This is a genomic window from Legionella septentrionalis (assembly GCF_003989745.1).
Lineage (GTDB): Bacteria > Pseudomonadota > Gammaproteobacteria > Legionellales > Legionellaceae > Legionella_A > Legionella_A septentrionalis.
In genome coordinates, this window is record NZ_RZGS01000003.1 from 124,341 (window position 1) to 145,381 (window position 21,041).

Below are 21,041 nucleotides of genomic sequence, written 5' to 3' on the forward strand. Positions count from 1 at the left end.
AGATTTGGACTAACACAACAGGGCATCCCGTGATTCTATATCCTGTAAGGATGATTAATTAAAGGTTTTGCATATGCACATACACATTTTGGGGATAAGCGGCACTTTCATGAGCGCGTTGGCATTATTAGCACGCGCTGCCGGGTATACGGTAACCGGCAGCGATGCTAACTGTTATCCCCCCATCAGTGATTTGCTGGAGGCTCAGGGGATTCGCTGGACGGAAGGATATGATGATAGCACACAAGCTTTAAAAGCCGATTGCGTAATCGTTGGCAATGCTATCAAGCGTGGCATGCCGGTGATGGAAGAAGTGTTAAATGCCAGAAAACCTTATATTTCAGGGCCGCAGTGGTTGGCTGAAAACATTCTGCCTCGTTATCAAGTGATGGCCATTGCAGGCACACACGGCAAGACGACTACGACTTCCATGCTGGCGCATATTTTACACCATGCAGGCCTACAACCCGGATTTCTAATTGGCGGCGTGGCACAAAATTTTAATACCAGCGCCTGCTTAGGCAAAGGTAACTATTTCGTCATTGAAGCAGACGAATACGACAGTGCTTTTTTCGATAAACGACCTAAGTTTATGCATTACCGTCCCAAGCTGGCTATCCTTAACAATTTGGAATTTGATCACGCGGATATTTATGAAAACCTTGCCGCTATTCAACAACAATTCCATTATTTCTTAAAGACCATACCACGCAATGGAGTCATATTAACACCACGCGATGATGCAGCTCTTAAGGAAGTACTGGCGCATGGTTATTATAGTCACATGGAAACACTCGCTTTGTCGGGCCAAGCCAATTGGCGCGCAGAGTTATTGGAAGAAAGCGGACAAGCTTTTTGCATTATCCATGAAGGGAAACGGCTTGCAGAAATACAATGGCCTTTAATTGGCCGCTTTAATGTGGAAAATGGTTTGGCCGCTTTTGCTGCCAGTATGCATGCAGGCGTAGATCCTCTTGCCGCGGCCGAAGCATTAGCTTTGTTTTCTCCCGTAAAAAGGCGCCTGGAAGTAAAATCCAGCCGCCATGGTATTACCGTTTATGATGACTTCGCACATCACCCGACGGCCATTGAAAAAACGGTACAAGCTTTAAAGCAGAGCGGGCGCCACCAGCGAATTTTAGCAGTAATGGAATTCGCATCCTACACCATGCGAACCGGCGTGCATGCGCAGGCAATGGGGAATGCTTTGCATGCAGTAGACGAAGCTTTCATTTTAAATCCACAGGAATTTTCTCTGGCAGACACGACTAAAAATTGGAACTGTGCATATCAAATATTACCCACCACAGATGCTATCATTGATACGGTGGCCCGAGCTGTACGCACTGGCGATGCCGTGCTTATCATGAGTAATCGTGGGTTTGATAATATTCACCAGCAATTAGTCAGCCGCATCGATGCACGTTTCGCAGCCGCTTAATTAATTAAACGAGTGCCGCCCGTTTAAGCAGGCAAATGGGCGGCTAAATTCTCCCCTGGGCAAGCTGCTTCTATGTCCGCGGCATTCTCTTCTGCAGCAGGGGGGAAAAATCCAAAATTTTTATTTATCCGGATTGCTGTAGTGAGATTTTCTTGCACACAATTTAATTGACTTAGCTGGTCTTTAAAAGCATGAACTTCAGGGCTTAAATTTTTACCAGGAATTAAGTCTTTTAAGAAAAGAACAAAAGCAGCTGCAGCCAAAGCAAGCATCGTCATCGCCCCGATGACGCCTAGGCCTACTAAAACATAGCCGGTGATCACCGCTAAAATAAAAGTAAAGCAAGTAATAAGGGCAATTCCCGCCCCCATTATTCCCATAAAAGTACCCCCTATAATTCCCAAAACCGCAAATATGGCAAGCGTTTCCTGGATATTTATAGCATGGTAACGTTCTAAAATTTCAACTTCCTCGATCCGTCGTTTAAGATGAGTTAGTAAAAGCTCCTGTTCTGCTGGCATGAGTTTACATAAAAAATGGCTAACTTCCTCAGGCTGGGAGAATGAATTATTCGTAAGGTACAAGAGAATTTGTTGCAAGTTATGGTTGTAAAAAATCATTCTTTTTTCTGCATCCATTTTCTCAAAATAATTTTTTAAAAAAATGGCAAGAGCATGTGGTTTATTTTTAAATTCAGTAGGGAATTGGTTGTTATTGATGAGCGTTTTGACTGTATCGGGATGATGGGTAAGGATTTGCGATAATGCATTATCGCCTAAGGAGAATTGAATGATTAGGCGTGCCACAAAATCATCAATGAGTTTATTATCTTCCTCAGAATTTTCCGATGCGCATTGAAAGGCCTTGGCATGAATAGTTTCTCCATTATTTTTAGCATTTTCCCGTAAAGAATTTACAAGTGCTGTTCCGGCATCCTTTAAACCTGTTTTATAACTTTGATACCAATATTGACAGGCTTTATCAAAATCACATTGCTCCAGTTTCTCATGGCTTATATTTAAGTCGATATCGCTAAGTTGCAAATTGCCCAACTCGAATAGTTCAGCTGGGGTTATTTCCTTAAACTGTCTGGTTTCATAAAGCTCAGTAGCTTTGGTTTTGTCATTTAAGAGCAAATATAACTGGAAGCGCTTGTATTGGAAATCCAGCTTAAATTCTTTTTCCATAAACTCAAGAAAGGATAAAAATTCACGCTGAGATTCCTCGCCTGTTTCCTGCAAGTCCTGATAATATTGCTCAGTATATTGAAAAATCTCGGATTCCGAATAACTGAGGTTAAATGCAGGCGGTGAAAATAAACTTTCATTAAAAAAATATTGTTCATGGCGGTGCGCTCTGGAGCGGGTGAGGTAAATGGAGAAAGCAGTCATGTCTTGCTGGCTTAGCAAAAATAAACTATCCAATTTGGATGTATCGCGCACGGAGCTTATGTCTTGCAGATATTTCTCTTTATATTCAGTAAACTGAGCGCCGCTTAGATATCCGATAGCTTGTTTCCGCAAAGCATGTTTTTTTACCAGGTTATTTTCCTTGTTTGCTTCACAAAAAAGTACATGAACCAGGCGTGATCTGGATTTATCCAAGCCCAATTCCAGGCTTTTTTGCAAATGGGAAATAGCCAGCATATTATTTTGTTGTTTTAAGTAAAATTCTCCAAGTTGATGGTGTGCATAGCGGGAATTTAATGAAGCTGCTTGTTGGTATTGTTCTATGGCTGCATTTTTTTGTCCATTCACTTCAAGGATGCGGGCCTGCAAAGCAAGTGCTGCTGCATGGGCAGGTTTATGTTTAAGAATTTGTTCAATAAAAGGGGTGAGTTCTTGCCAATCTGCAGCTTGCAAAGTATTTAAAAAATCCAGAGTTTCCTCACACTCATTTTCAAGAAATTTGTAAAAATTTTCGTGCTTCATAGGAAAGCTCAATTGAAAAGATTGATTGTATAAATAATGTCGTACATTTTCAATATAAAATCTATTTGGTTTGTATTTGCTCTTGATGGTTTGCGAAAGATACTGGATCTGGTAAGAAAGAAAATATAAAATCCGCCTTGATTCAATGCATTTTTCTTATATGGATATCCTGCATAAAAAAGCGGCTGCTCTTAGTCAAAGCGAATGGGAACACATTCGGTTGTTAAACCAAAAAATCACCCCGCGATCTTTGTTTGATCAAGATTTATTTAATGGCGGTTGCCTTAAATCTACTTGCGATAATGCAATAAATAAAGCCATTGAAACCGGTACAACTGAGGTATTACTAGGTTGGCAACATGGGATGCTCATCAGTTATATGATTTTTTACTGTAAGGATAATCCCTTGTCCTTACAATCTCGGTTAGCCGCTTACGAGCATTTAGGGCAAGTAGGATATTCCGATATGTTGGTGGTTGAGCCGCATTTCCAACGGCTCGGGTTTGCCACATCCATGCGCCGCCGGATGAAACACATTGCAAGAGAAGCGAAAGTCGACGTGTTTATGACATTTGTGCGCAGTCTCCCTATCCCCAATATTCCTTCTTTATTATCATTGCGAAAGGCAGGAGCTGTGTGCGGGAAGAATTTGTTAGTACTCGAACGTTGCCTTAAAGGAATGCAAGAGCCTGGCAGCGATGTTTTTCTTGAAATGGTTTACCCAACGGATGAACGAAAATTAACCGTTGACCAGACCGGCAAGATCATGTGGCAAGCTTAATCCTTCAATATAACCGCCGTGGTTTTATCGTATAGGAAAGAAGGCTTAAGATGCTGACGATTGGCAGCAGGATTACATACAACATTTTTTCCAATATTTTATAAAACACCCTTGTTTTCCCGGCTGCATGGGCGTATTTTTGCGTAAATTTTTTAAATGGATGCCACTCGCAAAGACGAAAACCTGTTTCGCCTTTATAGCCCCAAAAAAAATGTCCGGTAAAAAAGCCATAATATTGGAAGAGTTTTTTCGGATAAAAAACATAACTGGCTGCTGCCGATGCATCCAAATAACGTGTAAAATGCCAGCAATTTCTGGGCATAAATAGCATGTCCCCTTTTTCCAGAGTCACTTCATAGCCTGTTGCTTGGCGCAATTTTGGAAATTGCTCATACAATACAGGCAAGGGTTGGCTAAAATCGAGCAACGAATCGCCAATAAACGGGGTTTTATAAATATAATCATTTTGGTCTTGCGTAAATAGTAAAAATTGTTTTTTACCGCTTAGGCACAAATGTAAGATGCAGCAGTGTTCCCGATCAAAATGAATTCCGGTGTGCGAACCCTTTCCGCCGAAAAAATAAGCTACTTTCAGAAGGGGTTCAAAATACCTTGGTCTTAAGGGAAGGCATTGCCACAGAGGGACATATTTTTCAATCTCTGCCGATTGAGCACGACTCATTATTTTTCCAAAAATACGGTAAGGTTTATTTTGTTTGATCTCGGCGATGACGTTTTTAAAATCTCCTATTTGATGTGCTATGCAATCGTGAGCTGCAAATGTACTGTATGTGGTTCTGCCACTTATATTCTTGTAAAAATAATCCAAATTAAACGCATCAGGAAAATCTTTTATTTTGATTAAAACGGGTGCTTTGCACCGATATAAAAACTTTTTTATTGCTGTTTCTTCACCATAACGGTATTCGATGGTTTGTATGTCTTTAATTTTCATGATGCTGTGCTTAGACCTTGGAATTAATACCCATCCTCAAGACGAGGAATAACCGCGAACGTAGACGTTTTGCAAGCTTCTTATGGTACTCCCCTGGCCCTCACGGTTTGGTTGGGCCAGGTATTTGCAGCATGGGCATTGCAGATAAGCTTTAGAAGCCAGCCAGTGCTATTTATTTTTTAGCAAACTGCAATTGCCCTTCTTTAAAAGCAACTAGAATCGTATCATCAGGCACAAATTGCCCAGTTAGAAGAGCTTGCGCCAAAGGATTTTCCAATTTTTGCTGGATGATGCGTTTTAAAGGCCTGGCCCCATAGACGGGGTCAAAGCCTGCTTCTGCCAGGTAGTTCAAAGCAGCCGGTTCTACAGTCAATGCAATTTCCTGTTGTTGCAAACGCTGTTTTAGCTGATTGATTTGAATGGTGGCAATATTTGCAATTTGTTCTTTGCTCAAAGAATGAAAGACGACGGTGTCATCGATGCGATTGATGAATTCGGGACGGAAATGTTGCGCCACCAGTTGCATGACGGCTTCTTTCAGCTGCTCGTAATTAAGCTTGCTACCCATATCTTGAATGAGGTGGGAACCTAAATTTGACGTCATGACAATCACTGTGTTGCGGAAATCCACCGTACGGCCTTGCCCGTCCGTTAACCGGCCATCATCCAATACCTGCAAAAGAATATTAAATACATCGCTGTGCGCTTTTTCAATTTCATCGAGCAGGATAACGGAGTAGGGGCGGCGGCGCACAGCTTCAGTCAAATAGCCACCTTCCTCGTAACCTACATAACCTGGGGGGGCGCCAATTAGCCTGGCTACCGAGTGTTTTTCCATAAATTCGGACATATCGATGCGAATCATGGCTTCTACTGTATCGAATAGAAAAGCGGCTAAAGCTTTGCAAAGCTCAGTTTTGCCGACCCCGGTCGGGCCTAAAAATAAAAATGAACCGATAGGCCGGTTAGGGTCGGAAAGGCCTGCACGTGCGCGGCGGATGGCATTGGCTACCGCGTCTACCGCTTCGTTTTGACCAATGACGCGTTTGTGCAAAGCTTCTTCCATATGCAGTAATTTTTCACGTTCGCCTTCAAGCATTTTCGCTACAGGAATCCCTGTCCATTTGGAAACAACTTCTGCTATTTCTTCTTCCGTGACTTTATTGCGCACCAGTTTAGGAGTTTCTTGCGCTTCTTGTTGCGAAACATGTGCCAATTGTTTTTCAAGTTCAGGGATACGGCCATATTGCAATTCCGACATGCGGGCCAAATCGCCGGCACGTTTGGCGGTTTCAAGTTCAATTCTTGCTTGTTCTAATGCTTCTTTAATGTGGGTCGCACCTTGCAAGGTAGCTTTTTCAGCCTTCCATATTTCCGCCAGATCCGAATATTGTTTTTCCAATTCATCAATATGCTGTTCCAGATCTTCCAAACGTTTTTTCGAAGCTTCATCGTTTTCCTTCTTTAAAGCTTCCCGCTCTATTTTTAATTGGATGAGCCGGCGGTCGAGCTTATCGAGGCTTTCCGGTTTGGAATCAATTTCCATACGGATTTGGCTACCTGCTTCATCGATCAAATCAATGGCTTTATCGGGCAATTGCCGATCAGTGATGTAGCGGTGCGACAGGGTGGCAGCAGCCACGATGGCCGGATCGGTAATATCCACGCCGTGATGAACCTCGTAACGTTCCTTAAGACCGCGCAGGATGGCAATCGTGTCTTCAACCGTAGGCTCATCCACCAGTATTTTTTGAAAGCGACGCTCTAAAGCTGCATCTTTCTCGATGTATTGCCGGTATTCATCCAGGGTGGTGGCGCCGATGCAGTGTAATTCCCCGCGAGCTAGCGCTGGTTTTAACATATTGCCAGCATCCATGGCTCCTTCAGCCTTGCCCGCACCCACCATGGTATGCAATTCATCAATAAATAAAATGATTTGTCCTTCCTGTTTGGCAAGATCGTTCAACACGCCTTTTAGTCGTTCCTCAAATTCACCGCGGAATTTGGCGCCGGCGATTAAAGCACCCATATCCAGAGACAGCAAGCGTTTATTTTTTAAGCCCTCGGGTACTTCCCCATTGACGATACGTTGTGCCAAGCCTTCAACGATGGCGGTTTTACCTACACCCGGTTCGCCAATGAGTACCGGGTTATTTTTAGTGCGGCGTTGCAATACCTGAATGGTGCGGCGAATTTCATCGTCACGGCCAATAACGGGATCAAGTTTTCCCTGTTCAGCACGTTCGGTTAAATCAAGGGTATATTTTTCCAAAGCTTGTCGTTGTTCTTCTGCGTTCGGATCATTAACGTTTTCACCACCGCGGATTTCATCAATGGTTTTTTCAATGGCTTTCAAGTCAGCTCCAGCTTGCGAGAGCAAGCGTGCCAAGGCACCGTTTTCCTGCATGGCAGCCAAAATAAACAATTCACTGGAAATATAATTGTCTTTACGTTGTTGTGATAATTTATCCGTTAGATTGAGCAGGCGCCCTAAAGCATTGGAGATATGGATTTCTCCGCCAGTGCCAGAAACTTTTGGCAAGCGATCGAGTGCTTGATCCAGTAAGGTTCGCAATTGGGGTATGTTGACGCCAGCCTTGGACAGCAGTGGTCTGCACGTCCCGCCTTGCTGGTCTAACAGGGCTTTCATTAAATGTTCCGGTTCAATAAAACCATTGTCGCGGCCTAAAGCCAGAGATTGTGCTTCAGCCAAAGCCATTTGAAATTTGGATGTCAATTTATCCATGCGCATGAGAGACCCCTAACGATTTATTTTTATACGGCGATGCAAGTCCAATTATTTAAATTTAGCTGCATCTACCGTAAAATGTGGGATTATTTTTGCAAAATCAAGTAGCTGGTATGAATAATAATCCTCTGGACAGTAATGACTCGCAACTTTTATTAAATAAAATTGTGCTTGAATACATGCGCGAACAAAAACGCAAGCGTTTCTGGCGCTGGGTAATGCGTGCTGTCGTTTTAGTACTGGTTCTTTGGCTTGCCTATCAATTCTTATTTTCCCGTAGCGAGGAAGCTGGTTCCCGCGCCAAGGAGCATGTTGGTCTTATTGATGTTAATGGAACTATTTTTGCTAGCCAGGCTGCGAATGGTGACAATTTCGTGAAGGGACTTGATAAAGCTTATGAAAATAAAAGCATGAAAGCTTTAATTATCCGCATTGACAGTCCTGGCGGCAGCCCTGTGCAAGCCGATTATATGTATAATGCCTTGCAACATTACCGTAAAAAATATCCCAAAATTAAAACTTATGCAGTCTGCGTCGACGCTTGTGCTTCTGCTGCTTATTACGTCGCTGCTGCTGCGGATGAAATTTATGCAAATCCCGCAAGCCTTGTGGGATCTATAGGTGTTTTGTATAACGGGTTTGGATTCGTTGACGCCATGCAAAAATTGGGGGTTAGCCGACGTTTGGTAACCGCTGGTCGCAATAAGGGGTTTCTTGATCAATTTTCTCCCATGGATTCTTCCCAGGAAAAAATGTTGCAAACCATGCTGGATCTGATTCACCAGGAATTTATTAACAAAGTAAAACAGGGACGCGGTACGCGTTTGAAAATTGATGAGGATACTTTCTCAGGATTATATTGGACGGGAATGCAGGCGAAAGAGCGTGGCTTAATTGACGGGTTTGCCAGTAGTGGCCAGTTGGCGCGCGAAATCATTAAAATCGATAACATCGTCGATTACACATACAAAGAATCAGTGCTTGAGCGGGTGGCCAAAAACATTGGTACAGCCATGGCTGAGCAATTACCTTTGGCACTGGGTATACGGCCAGGTTTACAATAACCCGGCATTTATTTTTTCATGGAAGGGGGGCTATGCTCCTCTTGCTCTTCTTTTTTTGCCTGTACTTTTGCAGTAGTAAATAAGTTCTTAAATTCAATCATTTTTTCCTTGAGAAAAGAAGTAAGATTCGTTTTGTTTGGTTTAAGGTTCACGGGTTGAACGTGAACTGCATTTGTTTCTTTTTGTTCGGTTTTATTTGTTTCTTGCTTAAAATGTTCGGGTTGGATTTTTCTTTCTAGTTTTTCTTCCCTAACCATAAGTTTCATTTGCTCCAATTTGGGAGTAAATGCTTCCGGGGTTACCTTGACGGCATACAGGGAATTCCCAGCCAGCATGGGTTTAGGTTGGCGCGTATGGTTTACATCTTGTTGCTTTATTTGTTCGGATCGTTTGTCATACTCAAACAATACTTCATCCCTATCCCATTTCGAAACGATATCACCGGCATAAATAAATTGTTCCTTCAAGTCGAACCCTTCCTGATTGGTTACGATGTGGGTGCTGCGGCTCATCTGCGGAACTTTTGCTGATTTGTCAATGTTAAGGGCCAGATCCTCGGAAGCCAGGGTGTTTACCATTTTTGTTTCCAAAGCATAGGGTAAGCCTCCCTGGTGTAAATGTTTCGGGAGTTCTGCGAGTATGGCTTTTTGCTGAGTTACTTTATCCAAGAGTTGTTTTTGTTCTTCTTGCAAATGTTCCTGGCCACTGATAGGTGTTGATGAACCCAGTTCATTGTTTAACGATTGCAGTCTTTGCAAATCTTCCTCCGTAACACGGTATTTTTCAGGAACCAGTTTCGATAAGATGCGCTCTGCGAATTCTTGCTGGGTTTTCTCGTCCGCATTCATCGCCGTTTCAGCATCAAGCTGGAAGTCGTTATCTGCAAATATTTTTGTTAAAGGCTCCCTGTCTATATAAATGGTATTTTGATTTCTATACCAATCCCTGATTAATTGCGACATGTCAGCATTCTTGGAATAATCGAATGTTTGCAATTGTTCTTGAATGGTAGGCATAATAAATTACCTTTTTGCTCACTTAGATCAAGTATAGAACAAAAAGGTAATTTAATGTCGGTATGATTAAAGCATGTACTTATTGTAATTGCCGCCAGGATTGCCTGCCTGCGCGGTTTAGGCCGGGGTTTTCAGTCACTTTTTGAATGTCGCCGCTGGTTCCGGGCAAATATTTATATTCGATGCTGCCGGCATTAAGCACAGCTGGAGTGGCTACCAAACCTACGTCAGACTTAAGTCCACTCACAGGGACTTCAATAGTTTGCCCTCCTTCACTGCGGGTGACTCCATCATTACTGTCAAATAAGCCATCGCCATTGATATCGAACACATGGTAATCAAGGCGGGTCCCCGTAAACGCATTAAGTTCCATTAACCAACTTTCACCACCAAAATCACAAGGATCGGAAGTAGGGATAGTGGTTGAGAAAATAATTTTTCTATTTAAAAAAATCATATCGGCAATGACGCGTTCACCACGCTCAGTATTCACCAGCAAATCAAGATACCAACCCCTATCGTTATTGGCTAATTGGTTGTTGCTGGTAATGCGGACATTGCCCTGCTCGGATAAAATGGTTTGCTCGCGCAATTGGCTGCGCCCTGTGATGGCGCCGGTGCCATCATCGCGTAAACCGTACACCGTTTGCACACGTGTGTCAGTTTTATCGCTGGTTTCCAGATATTTACCGGTGCCAATATAGATTTGAAACCCTGATGCATTCGCATCGAGGCGGGAAATGGTAGGGCGGTTGGTAATCGGTTGGCGGTTTCCATTGCTGTCTTGTGCCACGAAAAAGGGCAGCGGCGTTGCACCTGATTTAAAGCTAAAATCCCATTGGCTGACATTGCTGGAAGAAATATCGATTTTCCAAACATTGCCAAACAAATCACCCACATATATAAGATCGGCTATGCTATTGCCATCCGCGTCCACGACGGTGGGCGTTGATAAGCCGTTAGGACGTGCCAAACCCAATGGATCGGCGCTCATTCCCACCCTGGTGTCCAGTTTTTTAATGAGTGCCCCGGTGTTGATGTCCACAATGTAAAGGACGGCATTGCCGGTGGTACTGGCGCGCCCGTCCGCGGCAGTATTGTTATAGCCGTTGCCGAAAATAGCAGCCCATTGGCCATTGGCAAGCCGGACGATGGAGGGTTGGCTATAGCTAAAGCCTAGGTCTGCATCATTGAGGTCGGTGAATTCCCATTTCACCATATTGGCTGCATTTCCTTCATTGAATTGCGCCGGGTTAGTGATATCCAGTGCATACACGCCTTGGCCGCCACCATTCAAACCAGCAGCCAGTATTGTTCGCCACTGGTTGTTTATAAATACATCAATAACCGTGGGCGAGCCATCTACAAAATATTGGTGGGTATAATCGGGAGAAGTTAAAGAAGATAGTTTACTAAACACTTTTGAAGGCACATAGGCAAATACTTCACTGCCTGTAGTCGCATCGAAGGCATGCAGCGTCCCATCGTTGGCGCCCACATAAAGAATGGCTTGCCGATTTAAGTTATTCTGCCGGAACGTATTGTATGAGGAATTATTCTCAGCTGCATTGCCAGACCATACTACCGGGTATTGTTGCTCAGGAATGCCTACGGCAATGGGATTTGAATTGATGATGTCACCAAGCAAGCTTGTGCGTTCACGGAAAATCCCTCCTCTTTGTGTTTCCTGGGCGCGATTGCCGCGGATATAATTTAAACGGTTGCTGCCTTGTGAGTCATTCAATCCCGTAGAAGGATTGGCATTCAAGGCAGTTGTTTGTGACGTATCCAGTTCATTACTGGTAGGTGAGGCTGGATTATTTGGCCACCGAAAGGGTATGCCGCGATTTGCTGAAGGTTTATAGGTAATGATTCGTCTGCCGGTATTGTAATTTTGCGTATCCAATTTTTCTGCAGCATCCCAAATCGAGCCATTTGGACCGCTGCCAGTGAATAAAATATCGCCTGTATTTTCGTCAATCGCAAAAGCTAACAATTGACCGCTCCAATCCAGGGTGCGGAAAATGGCTTGATAGACTCTGGTTTCCGCCGCCAGAAATCCACTGCTTAATGCTGCAGATGAGAAAGAGCCGGTACGGTCAATAATTAACTCCAAAGCCTTGGCTAACTGTGTTTGTAAATTACCGGCACTGGTTACCAGGAAATAATTATCCGGATCGCCGCTGCCACTGGTTGAAAATTCTTTGCTTTGATCCGGTGTTTTACTATTGTTCAAATCATTAAACCCACCCCATTTTGCCCCATACCAAAGGGGTGAATTTAAAAAGCTGGCATCCGGTTTACTGCTGGGAGTAAAGGTGCGGCTGGTAACAGTGGGTAGAGGCTTGTTATCTTGCCACCCCTTGCCGGGCAATTGCCCCGGAGGTGTATCCAGAAAATAATCAATATCTGCCGATGTTGCCGTATCACTGTCGCGAACTTCCAGATAAACGCCATCCGCTGTTGTGCCGGAAATGACAAACCCCATGTGTTGAGTGATTGAACCTGCGCTGTATATGGTTTCCGAATGGATGGTGAGCGTATTGTTAGGATTAACGGTAATGGTGTATTTGACGATGGCATCCATGTCAAAATCTGCCCCTTGTTGCACGTCTTCAAAATTAACACGAAGCACGGCACCGGTCTCCGTCAGGGATTCAATGTAATAGTCGACGATATTATTGGTGGGCTGATATCGCCCCTGGGTGGCGTTAATATCCGAACCTTTCACCGATTTACCGAAAGGAATAATGGTAATGGGATTGCCGCCTACATTAAAGGTAATTTCAGGCGATGGCGAGGATAAGCCCACCATGAATGATTTAACGTTTTGTTTACCGGATGCGCTATTCACATCATTCAACCAGCCATAGTAGGCAACACTGCCCACGTAATAACTGCCTTCCGAATTTGCTTCATGTGGTGCCAAGCCACGTATATTGCCGAAACTGGTTACCGTCTTAGGAGTAGGTGCACCATCGCTAACGCCTGCGGATTGGCCTATGAAAGCGAGCAAGCTTGATAACCCCTCACCTGTAAAGATGGTTTGCCCCAAGCTTGCTCCACTTAAGGAAGGCGATAAGTCGCCGCTCGTGCTATTAAAATAACTGCCTGGTACTTGGTCGCTATCGTAGGAAGGATACACATCACTGATGATGAGCATGTTGGCTTTGGAGCAGCGGGGATACTCGCTGTAAGGATTTTTCCAGGAAGGTTTCGCTAAATTTAAGGTATCATCCGTGCCGCCTGAGTAATTGAATGCACTCGTGGGGGTGGATTTACCTGCAAAATAACGTATGGCTTCATACATCATTTCAGCGAGTGGATTGCCCCACATTTGACATTCACCGTTGACCAGATTTCGCGTGGTGATCCAGCCGCAACTATAAGTATAATCGGTTTGAAATCCAGTAACTGTCAGGCGGTTTAATGTGGAAATGATACCGTTTACACTGGTGAACTGCCCAGTCCGCATGTTAATTTCATCGGTGATGGAAGAAATATTTTTGCGCAGCACGCCTCCTGCCAAATTATTATTGTACGAGCCGGTAATTAAGCCAAACAGCATGGAATTATTTTCCCCAAATTCCTGCAGCAATCCCGCAGGTTTCGCACTACCCGTAGCATAAGAACGGCAATTACTCTCCAAGCCAATGGCAGAATCACATACTTTCACGCGTACTGCATAATCAATAATTCCTGAAATGAAAGGACCAGAGCCTCCATTTATGGCACGGCTTCCTGCCACGGGACGCTCAATACTTACCCATTCCCAGATGCGGTAGGGTTGATTGAGCGCCACGCGAAGTAAGGGTTGGCCTGTGCTGCTATTGCGCAAGGTGGTGTTTGCGAATAAATGGTATGTACCGAATAAAGGTTGGGAAAATGGGGTGTAATCGCTAATGCTGTAACCGTCTACCCCAAGGCTACGGTATTCTTTACCCCAGCTGTGGCCGTCTTGCGGGATATAAGTGCGCTGTAACACCGTTAAATTGGCGTTATCAATCGAACGCAACCCCCCATAAAGAACTTTACGCAATGCATCCAGGCGTGCGGTAGTAAGGTAATTCAAGAAATTACCGCTCCAGCTGCCAGAGCACTTTTTCGTGGTGGTTTTGGAAATTGGATAGAAATATTGTTCAGCACTGCTGTAGTTGTAACATTTATAGCTATCAAAATAACCGTAGTAATCGACGCTTGGTTTGAATTTAAGATCAATAGCACCGTCGCCATCTACATCGGTTGCATCGTTATAAGCTTCAAAATAAAGTTTATGATCGCGGCTAACCACCAGCATGGTTAAAGGAGCCACGCTATCGGTTAAGAACAATGGCGTTTGTGCCAGATTAAGAGAGGCACTAAATATCGGAAAGGAGGGCAATAATAGCAAGATCATAATACAGCTACATAGGGTCTTGCAGAAAATACGTTGCATCAAAACCTCCTGCCAACGGTGCTTTGCAATATGCTGACTGAATTATCAGAAGCACCGGTTCCACGCGTAGTAATTTGATAATAAAATGTTCCGGTGCTTTTAGCAGATGAGCTTCCCACCGTTGGGGAGTCAGGCACGAATTGCAAAAACTCAATGAAATAACGCGGGGGCGTGGCGATATTATCCAAGGGTGAAGCATAGGCAGCAGAATTTTCTTGCCACCAGGATACAGATTGATCTTTAAAAATAATATCTTGATAATTTTCCTGTACGCAGGGAAACGGTGAGCAGGTGGTTTGTACAGAGGGTTGCCTGGTCAAGCCAAGGATCCAAGCTTCGCCAGCGGCTAGAGCTGATTCTGCAGCATTAAAGGAAAGTTCTTTATCTTGCAGGTTTGCAGACATTTTTTCCTGCATATGAGTCACTTGCATGGCCGTAATGCCAAGCAAAGTCACTAAAAATAACAAAATAAGCGTAATGGCCAGGGTGGCACCTGATTGTTTTTTCATGACGGCAATCCCCTGTTTCTAAGCGTAATAAAAGTTTGCCATTCGCGACGAAGCTTTCTATCCGTAGGGGTGTAGTTAGCGCCATTGAATTGGTAGGGTTGCACCGTATTTTTTACATTTTCTATGGTGGAAAATAACAAATTAATTTTAAGGCTTATCACATTATCCCAGTTATTGCTGTTGGTAACTTCTGTAGCGGTTTGGTACACGTCCGCTGTATTATCCTTATTAGTATCTACCCCATAACGCACGCGCATTTGCTCAACGCCATCGGCGATTTCCATTTCATTGCCATTTAAATCTTGGCGTACCAAAGCGTAGATGGGTTGATTGTCTGCGTTTCTGCGGCCGGTATCTGTAATATAAAAGGCGTAATAAACATAACGCATGACGTGCGATCCTGCCGTATACGGAGTGCTTAGCTCATTGCTGGTGTTATTGGTGACGGTATGCGTAATTGCGGTGGCATTTGTGTTGCCACCGGCGATAAAGATATCCCCTACAACGCAATTGCTGATCATCAGCGCCTCGCCTGCTCGAATGCCGAGCCGGTCATATACCAGGACAGGATTATTCGGTTGATTCATATCATCGCGCAGCTGAACATCGGTGTTTTCAGCCATCCTAATTTCAACGGCATCCGTACCGGTTGCAACTTTGCCGGATAAATTGGCGGGCAAGTTTGGACTGAATGTAGAACTTAAACCATCAAAACCCATCACCGGCGTGTCGTAAGCCAATACTTTAGATGGGTTTTTAACGCGGTTGGTTATTTTGACAAAATTGCTGCTGCTGCATCCTTGAAAGCCTGCCATGCGTATCTCATGATTTAAAAGATAATTGGCATAACGTGCATTTTCCTGCAGGCGGGCTAATCCTTCCTGCACGCGATAAGTGGCTTTGTTACTGACGTAAATGGAACCGGCCGTGGCAACAATTAAAGTGCCCAAAGTAATGGCAACTAAAAATTCGATGATGGAAAAACCTGGTGCCGGCTGAAGATTAACTACCTTCATAGTTGCACCTCCATGGTTAAACAGGTTAGGTCCACCTCGGGATCCCCGCTGCAATTCGTTCCTGTGACGCCTGTTCTGTTGTTATCCCAACGCACCGTGATAAGAAAACGGTTGCCATGGCTTGCGACGCTTCCTTGCCCGGATGGCAACAATACAGCATTGGCATGATTCCACTCATTTGCATCTCGTGCGGCAATTTGCGAGTTGGTGCAACTTGTACAGTTAGGTGCGTTTGGTATTCCGGAAATATTATTATAAAAGCCAGCTTGCACACCTTCATAATTGGCACGCATGCGATCGAGCATGTTTCCTGCCTGGGCTACAGCAACGGCACGTAATTGTGCCGAATGATTGTGGCGGATCATGTTTAATTGCAATGCCGCAATGCCGAGCAGTCCTATGGCCAATACCAGGACACTGACCAAAACCTCAAGCAAGCTGAAGCCGTTTTGCTGTTTTATTGCGTCCATCTTGAATTTCCAAGCCCTATCTAATAAAGATAGAGTATTTTTTGCTTGTTATGTACAATTTTTTGCTAAATAATTAATCTTTTCCGTAAAAAGATATGATTACGCTGTGAATGAACTGCAAAAGATCCAGGGTAAATGCATCCAGGAGAGCAAATTAAAGGCAAAATGCCTGCTGTAAGTGCTTTGCACGCGGATTTTTACATTTGTGCATAAAGCATAGGAAGCAAGGACTCAAAATTAGATGTGTTACCCTGAAAAAAGCTCTGGATGAAAAGAGCGCGCCCGTGGCTGAATCGGTTGCGGGAACTCCAGTGCAAGCTTTGACAGATGCGAAAAAATCTGGATGGGAAAATATTAGCTGAATTGCCTGACAGATACTTCTAAAATAGCAACTGGCTTCAAAATAAGTTTGAACTACATACATATTGCGGTCATTGGACTTTATAATCACTAACCATCATTAAAAATAATGGTTAGTTTATTTGCAATAAACTGTGTGATTCATAGAGATTCTTTCAATTTTTTCATAATCAAATCGGTCTGATAATTAGCTATTGGAGTACGCTCGTTGTCTATTTTATAGTTATTACTAACCTCTTCGCTAAAAGGAGTTATTTCATTTAATTCGGCCACGATAGCCGAGGGTGGTTTTCCCTTTAGTGAACCATGAGGACGCTGCCAATTATAAAAAAATTGCCATTGAGCTAGCTCTTCTCTAAGAGTTTCAAAGTCAGACAAATCTGTAATAGCATAAAACTCTTCAAGATCTGTTTTTTGCGATCGTTCTACCTTGCCGTTTAAATGAGGAGAAGCTGGCTTATTGGTCTAAATTTAATGCCTAATTCCATCATTTTTAATTGAACTTTTTCAGCAAAAACTCTAAACCTCTATCTGTCTGAATACGCTGTATAGGCAAAGGAAATTGCTCCCGTTTGGGCTTTGCGGTATGAATTGCTTTTGGAAATGTTTGAGGCTGCAGGCTTAATAATTCCTGCTTAAAGCGATAGAGGGGTTGTTCTTGTGGTCTGATGAATGCGGATATTAGCAATATCACGTAACCATTTCAGTACTTCAATATTCGCTGTTTCGACATCCAATCTAATCCCCCCATTTTTATCTGAGATCAAAAGTAGAGGATTAAGCGGCCACTAATAAGTCTAATTTTTGCCTTGGTGGTAAGACCCCGATACCCCTATTAGGTCTTTCATTGTTATATGACCAAAGCCATCGAGTAGCGAACTCTTGTACTTCATCAATCGTACAAAATAAATATTGATTAAGCCAATCATACCTTACAGTCCGGTTATATCGCTCAACATAAGCATTTTGTTGCGGATTACCCGTCTGATAAATAACAGGGTTATTTATTGTTTTCTGGCCCATTCAGCTAACAAGCGGCTGATGTATTCAGATCCATTGTCACAGCGAATGAATAAAGGTTTCCCGCGCCACTCTATTACTTGCTAAAGCGCCTAATAACCCGTTGTGGGGCAAAGAGAAATCTATTTCGATAGCTAGACCTTCGCGATTAAATCATCAATAACATTCAAGAGGCGATAACTGCGTCCATTTTGAAGCTGGTCATGCATAAAATCCATAGACCTGCACTGATTAATCTTATCAGGCACAACTTATGCATCTGGTTTTTCCCTAATTAACCGTTTTTTGGGTTTAATCCTTAAATTCAATTCCAGCTCCTGATAAATCCGATAGACACGTTTGTGATTCCATTTAAAATGCTTCACATTACGCAGATATAAAAAACATAACCCAAAATCCCAGTTACGCTGTGAGGATGTCAAGCGTAATAGCCAATCGGCTATTTAGGCATTCTCATCGCTTAATTTTGCTTCATAGCGATAACAGACTTCACTAATGCTAAAAAGCAAGCAGGCTTTTTGAATAGAAATTTGATACCCCACCACCGCCTTTTGCGCCAATTCCTTCCGGTGCGACGGTGTTACCACTTTTTTTCAATAGCTTCTTTCAGAATCTCAGCTTGCAATCGCTCTTCAGTGTACATTGTCTTAAGACGACTATTTTTGACTTCTAACTCTTTTAAGAGGGACATCATCGAAGTATCCCTTCCACCAAATTTCGCTCGCCATTATAAAAAGTGGCCGCACTGATCACATGTTCGCGGCAGAGCTCTGGAACAGGGGGTCCCCCTTCGGCTTGTTTTAGAATTGACACTATTTGGCTATCAGTAAATTTTGATCGTTTCATGCAAAATCTCCTCCAACATAGATTATGAGAAAATTTTACTTTTGACATCAGTTATTTTCGGGGGATTACCAAAACTGATGTGATACTTATACATAGGCTTGTTCATAATAAAGGTATATTAATAAATTTTAATCTATATGTATTCTATATATGCAATTGATCATATATAATACAATGTATTGCTTTTATTAATTTTAATATATATGTATTTACCGCCCTCAAAAAAGCCTCGCACTCTAGCGGCCCCAACAAATGTAACTCCTGCGTATGCAGTTCCTTTGCAAACGAGTAATCTGAGCTCCTATTTTACATATGGAATGGCGCCCATTTTGGCACCTGGCCTACCAGGTTATGGATTTCCTATAATTACATCAAATGCTCAATCTCTTGATGCAGAGGCCATACTAGGGCCCTTTTATTCAAGAACCAATAATTCTAGTTCTCACATTAATCCAAACATGACACCATTCTCCCCCTTCGGATTAGCGCTACCGCCTAGTACCAATTTGCCAGAAGAGAATGCCACCCACAATAAAAAATGTCATCGCGTTGACATTGAAGTTCTACAAGAAGATGAAAATGAATTCATACGCTCCGGATTAACTGAGAAATTAGAACTACCACCCATACCGGCTGAATCCCCAGAAATCAAAGCAGAAAAAACACGAGCAAAGCAAGCAGGAAAAATAGCTGCGTTAAAGAATAAAGATAACCCTTTAACAGAGGAAAAAATCAAATCAATCAAAGAGGGATTTACAAGTTCCATTTTTGCCAATGAGTGGGAAATTTCCTATCGAAAACATGCTACAAAACCCTCTGTCTCTTTATCAAGCAGCTCAGGTGAAAAAACTAGTTCTGGGAAAAAGAAAAGAAATCGGCCCAAAAAGAAACCATCCGAATTAGGTTACTGGGCGGGATGGATGGCAGCAAGTGTGGATTGCAATCTTAAAAGCCTTGAAGAACTGACTGCAGCAAAAGGAAAAGAATATGCGGAAGCCTACCACAAAGGGTTTGACACTAAAATGCGAGAGACAACAAAAGAGGAACGATTGCTTAAAAAAGCTTATCAGAGAGGATATTCCTTGGCCCTTGATGGGAGAAACTTGCCCTCTGTGGAAAAGCTAAGCAAGATTTATAACACAGACCAAATAGAACAATACAAAAAAGGTTTTGCAGCTGCAAGAAAGGGAATGAGCGAGAAAGATATTTCTGCAGCACTTGGTAAGATAAATGGCAAAAAGGCGGCTCTTGCAGGCTTCTTAGAGCCCACATCACAAGATTTTAAAAAACAAAACCGTGATCAGGTCTACCAAGAAAACTACCTAAATGTTTACCGAGAATTTAAAAAGTTGTATGGGGATTTAGACTATAGGACATATCCTTTCTATCGGGTTGATGACGTAGTAATCGCTTCATTCTATTCCCCTGAATTTTTAGAGAGTGAGCAAGTAACGCAGCTACAACAACAATCTCTTAGACGAGCTGCGTATTTATTCAGAGCGATTCTAAGAGAATACAATAAACATACTGTTGATTTTGAATCCGACAAACTTGTGATTAAATTAGTAGGGCCATTTGTAGTTATTAATAATTACGATGCATTAATGGAAGAGTTAAGCCTAGCAGATATTGAGTCTTTACCGCCTCTTTCTGAAGAAGACCTAAAATACTGGAATGCCATTAAAAATCGAGCGCAAGCCATCACCACAAATAATATCTTAGATGACGATTTTTTTGATGACTTTATGACCGAAGAAGAAGTCGACAAAATCATCGAAAAAGTCAGCGCTGAGTCTTTAATGAATAAAGTCATTTCAGCTGAAAACCAAGAGACTATCGCCTCATCTTCAACTAGTGTGGGATCTCGTGAGCAAACACCGATTTCTCTTACGCCATTTAATTTTTTTTCACCAGTTAGCAGTCCCGTGCAATCAAAAACAAATCATGAAGGCTCCGTTGCAAAAACGGGCAATAGTTTATACTTAAAGCAATCTTGTCCGACAATAGAATAGAAAATGCGCTCCAAAAAACCTACAGCATTTAAATGGCGTCATTTCCATGGAGAAGTGATGATGCAATGTGTGCGTTGGTATTGCAAATATGGAATTAGTTATCGAGACTTGGCAGAAATGATGAGCAAAAGAGATCTTGAACTAGGTTCTGTCGACATTGATGATTGTGTATAATCTGCGATAGAAATGACAAGGTGGTTTTATGCTTACAGATGATGAATGGAACAGGATTAAAGATTGCTTACCAGGTAAGTCGGGGGATCCTGGTCGGAGGGATCAGACAACCGGCTTTTTGTAGAAGGTATAATGTGGATGGCTCGGAATGGTGCAAAATGGAGGTCATTGCCTGAGAAATATGGTAAGTGGTCTACAGTTCATAAACGATTTATACGTTGGTCCAAGAAAGGAATCTGGCAAATGATATTTAATACATTGG

12 protein-coding genes and 4 pseudogenes are annotated in these 21,041 nt (G+C 42.9%); 6 read left to right on the forward strand and 10 right to left on the reverse strand.

Features of this window, described 5'->3' with window-relative positions; translation table 11 throughout:
• The first annotated feature begins 67 nt into the window (after positions 1-67).
• On the forward strand, positions 68-1,441 hold the full coding sequence (gene mpl / locus ELY11_RS02425) for a UDP-N-acetylmuramate:L-alanyl-gamma-D-glutamyl-meso-diaminopimelate ligase (RefSeq protein WP_199737571.1): 1,374 nt from the start codon (positions 68-70) through the stop codon (positions 1,439-1,441).
• A gap of 23 nt (positions 1,442-1,464) precedes the next feature.
• Here mpl and ELY11_RS02430 read toward each other — a convergent pair whose 3' ends face one another.
• A complete protein-coding gene (locus ELY11_RS02430; RefSeq protein ID WP_127032454.1) occupies positions 1,465-3,372 on the reverse strand; it encodes a hypothetical protein in 1,908 nt (635 codons plus the stop codon).
• A gap of 160 nt (positions 3,373-3,532) precedes the next feature.
• Between ELY11_RS02430 and ELY11_RS02435 the strand changes: the two genes are divergently transcribed.
• The gene (locus ELY11_RS02435) at positions 3,533-4,153 is read left to right on the forward strand and encodes a hypothetical protein (protein ID WP_127032455.1); all 621 of its coding nucleotides are present in this window, start codon (positions 3,533-3,535) and stop codon (positions 4,151-4,153) included.
• A gap of 4 nt (positions 4,154-4,157) precedes the next feature.
• Here ELY11_RS02435 and ELY11_RS02440 read toward each other — a convergent pair whose 3' ends face one another.
• The gene (locus ELY11_RS02440; RefSeq protein ID WP_127032456.1) at positions 4,158-5,108 is read right to left on the reverse strand and encodes a cupin-like domain-containing protein; all 951 of its coding nucleotides are present in this window, start codon (positions 5,106-5,108) and stop codon (positions 4,158-4,160) included.
• Between the two features lie 172 nt (positions 5,109-5,280).
• Entirely contained in the window at positions 5,281-7,860 is a 2,580-nt protein-coding gene (gene clpB, locus ELY11_RS02445) for an ATP-dependent chaperone ClpB (RefSeq protein WP_127032457.1), read from the reverse strand.
• Positions 7,861-7,970: 110 nt separating this feature from the next.
• Between clpB and ELY11_RS02450 the strand changes: the two genes are divergently transcribed.
• The gene (locus tag ELY11_RS02450) at positions 7,971-8,921 is read left to right on the forward strand and encodes a S49 family peptidase (protein WP_127032458.1); all 951 of its coding nucleotides are present in this window, start codon (positions 7,971-7,973) and stop codon (positions 8,919-8,921) included.
• Positions 8,922-8,929: 8 nt separating this feature from the next.
• Here the strand turns inward: ELY11_RS02450 and ELY11_RS02455 are convergent, their stop codons facing one another.
• The 7 genes and pseudogenes from ELY11_RS02455 to ELY11_RS02485 all read right to left on the reverse strand — a co-directional run bounded on the left by ELY11_RS02455 (position 8,930) and on the right by ELY11_RS02485 (position 18,593).
• Complete coding sequence (locus ELY11_RS02455) at positions 8,930-9,937, reverse strand: hypothetical protein (protein WP_127032459.1); 1,008 nt, start codon at positions 9,935-9,937, stop codon at positions 8,930-8,932.
• Between the two features lie 79 nt (positions 9,938-10,016).
• Entirely contained in the window at positions 10,017-14,333 is a 4,317-nt protein-coding gene (locus ELY11_RS02460) for a pilus assembly protein (protein WP_158615162.1), read from the reverse strand.
• Positions 14,334-14,371: 38 nt separating this feature from the next.
• Complete coding sequence (locus tag ELY11_RS02465) at positions 14,372-14,881, reverse strand: pilus assembly PilX family protein (RefSeq protein WP_126953046.1); 510 nt, start codon at positions 14,879-14,881, stop codon at positions 14,372-14,374.
• A complete protein-coding gene (locus ELY11_RS02470) occupies positions 14,878-15,897 on the reverse strand; it encodes a PilW family protein (protein WP_126953047.1) in 1,020 nt (339 codons plus the stop codon). Before ELY11_RS02470 ends, ELY11_RS02465 begins: the two co-directional genes overlap by 4 nt.
• A complete protein-coding gene (pilV, locus tag ELY11_RS02475; RefSeq protein WP_127032461.1) occupies positions 15,894-16,367 on the reverse strand; it encodes a type IV pilus modification protein PilV in 474 nt (157 codons plus the stop codon). The genes ELY11_RS02470 and pilV overlap by 4 nt, the downstream gene beginning before the upstream one ends.
• A 501-nt stretch (positions 16,368-16,868) precedes the next feature.
• Positions 16,869-17,295 (reverse strand): annotated as a pseudogene (locus tag ELY11_RS12860) (integrase core domain-containing protein); the annotation flags it as partial.
• A 209-nt stretch (positions 17,296-17,504) separates the two neighbouring features.
• Positions 17,505-18,593: pseudogene (locus ELY11_RS02485) on the reverse strand (IS3 family transposase).
• 329 nt (positions 18,594-18,922) lie between these two features.
• Between ELY11_RS02485 and ELY11_RS02490 the strand changes: the two are divergent.
• The 3 genes and pseudogenes from ELY11_RS02490 to ELY11_RS12770 all read left to right on the forward strand — a co-directional run.
• Complete coding sequence (locus ELY11_RS02490) at positions 18,923-20,605, forward strand: hypothetical protein (protein ID WP_127032462.1); 1,683 nt, start codon at positions 18,923-18,925, stop codon at positions 20,603-20,605.
• A 3-nt stretch (positions 20,606-20,608) separates the two neighbouring features.
• Positions 20,609-20,737: pseudogene (locus tag ELY11_RS02495) on the forward strand (IS6 family transposase); the annotation flags it as partial.
• A 156-nt stretch (positions 20,738-20,893) separates the two neighbouring features.
• Positions 20,894-21,041, forward strand: a pseudogene (locus ELY11_RS12770) (transposase); the annotation flags it as partial.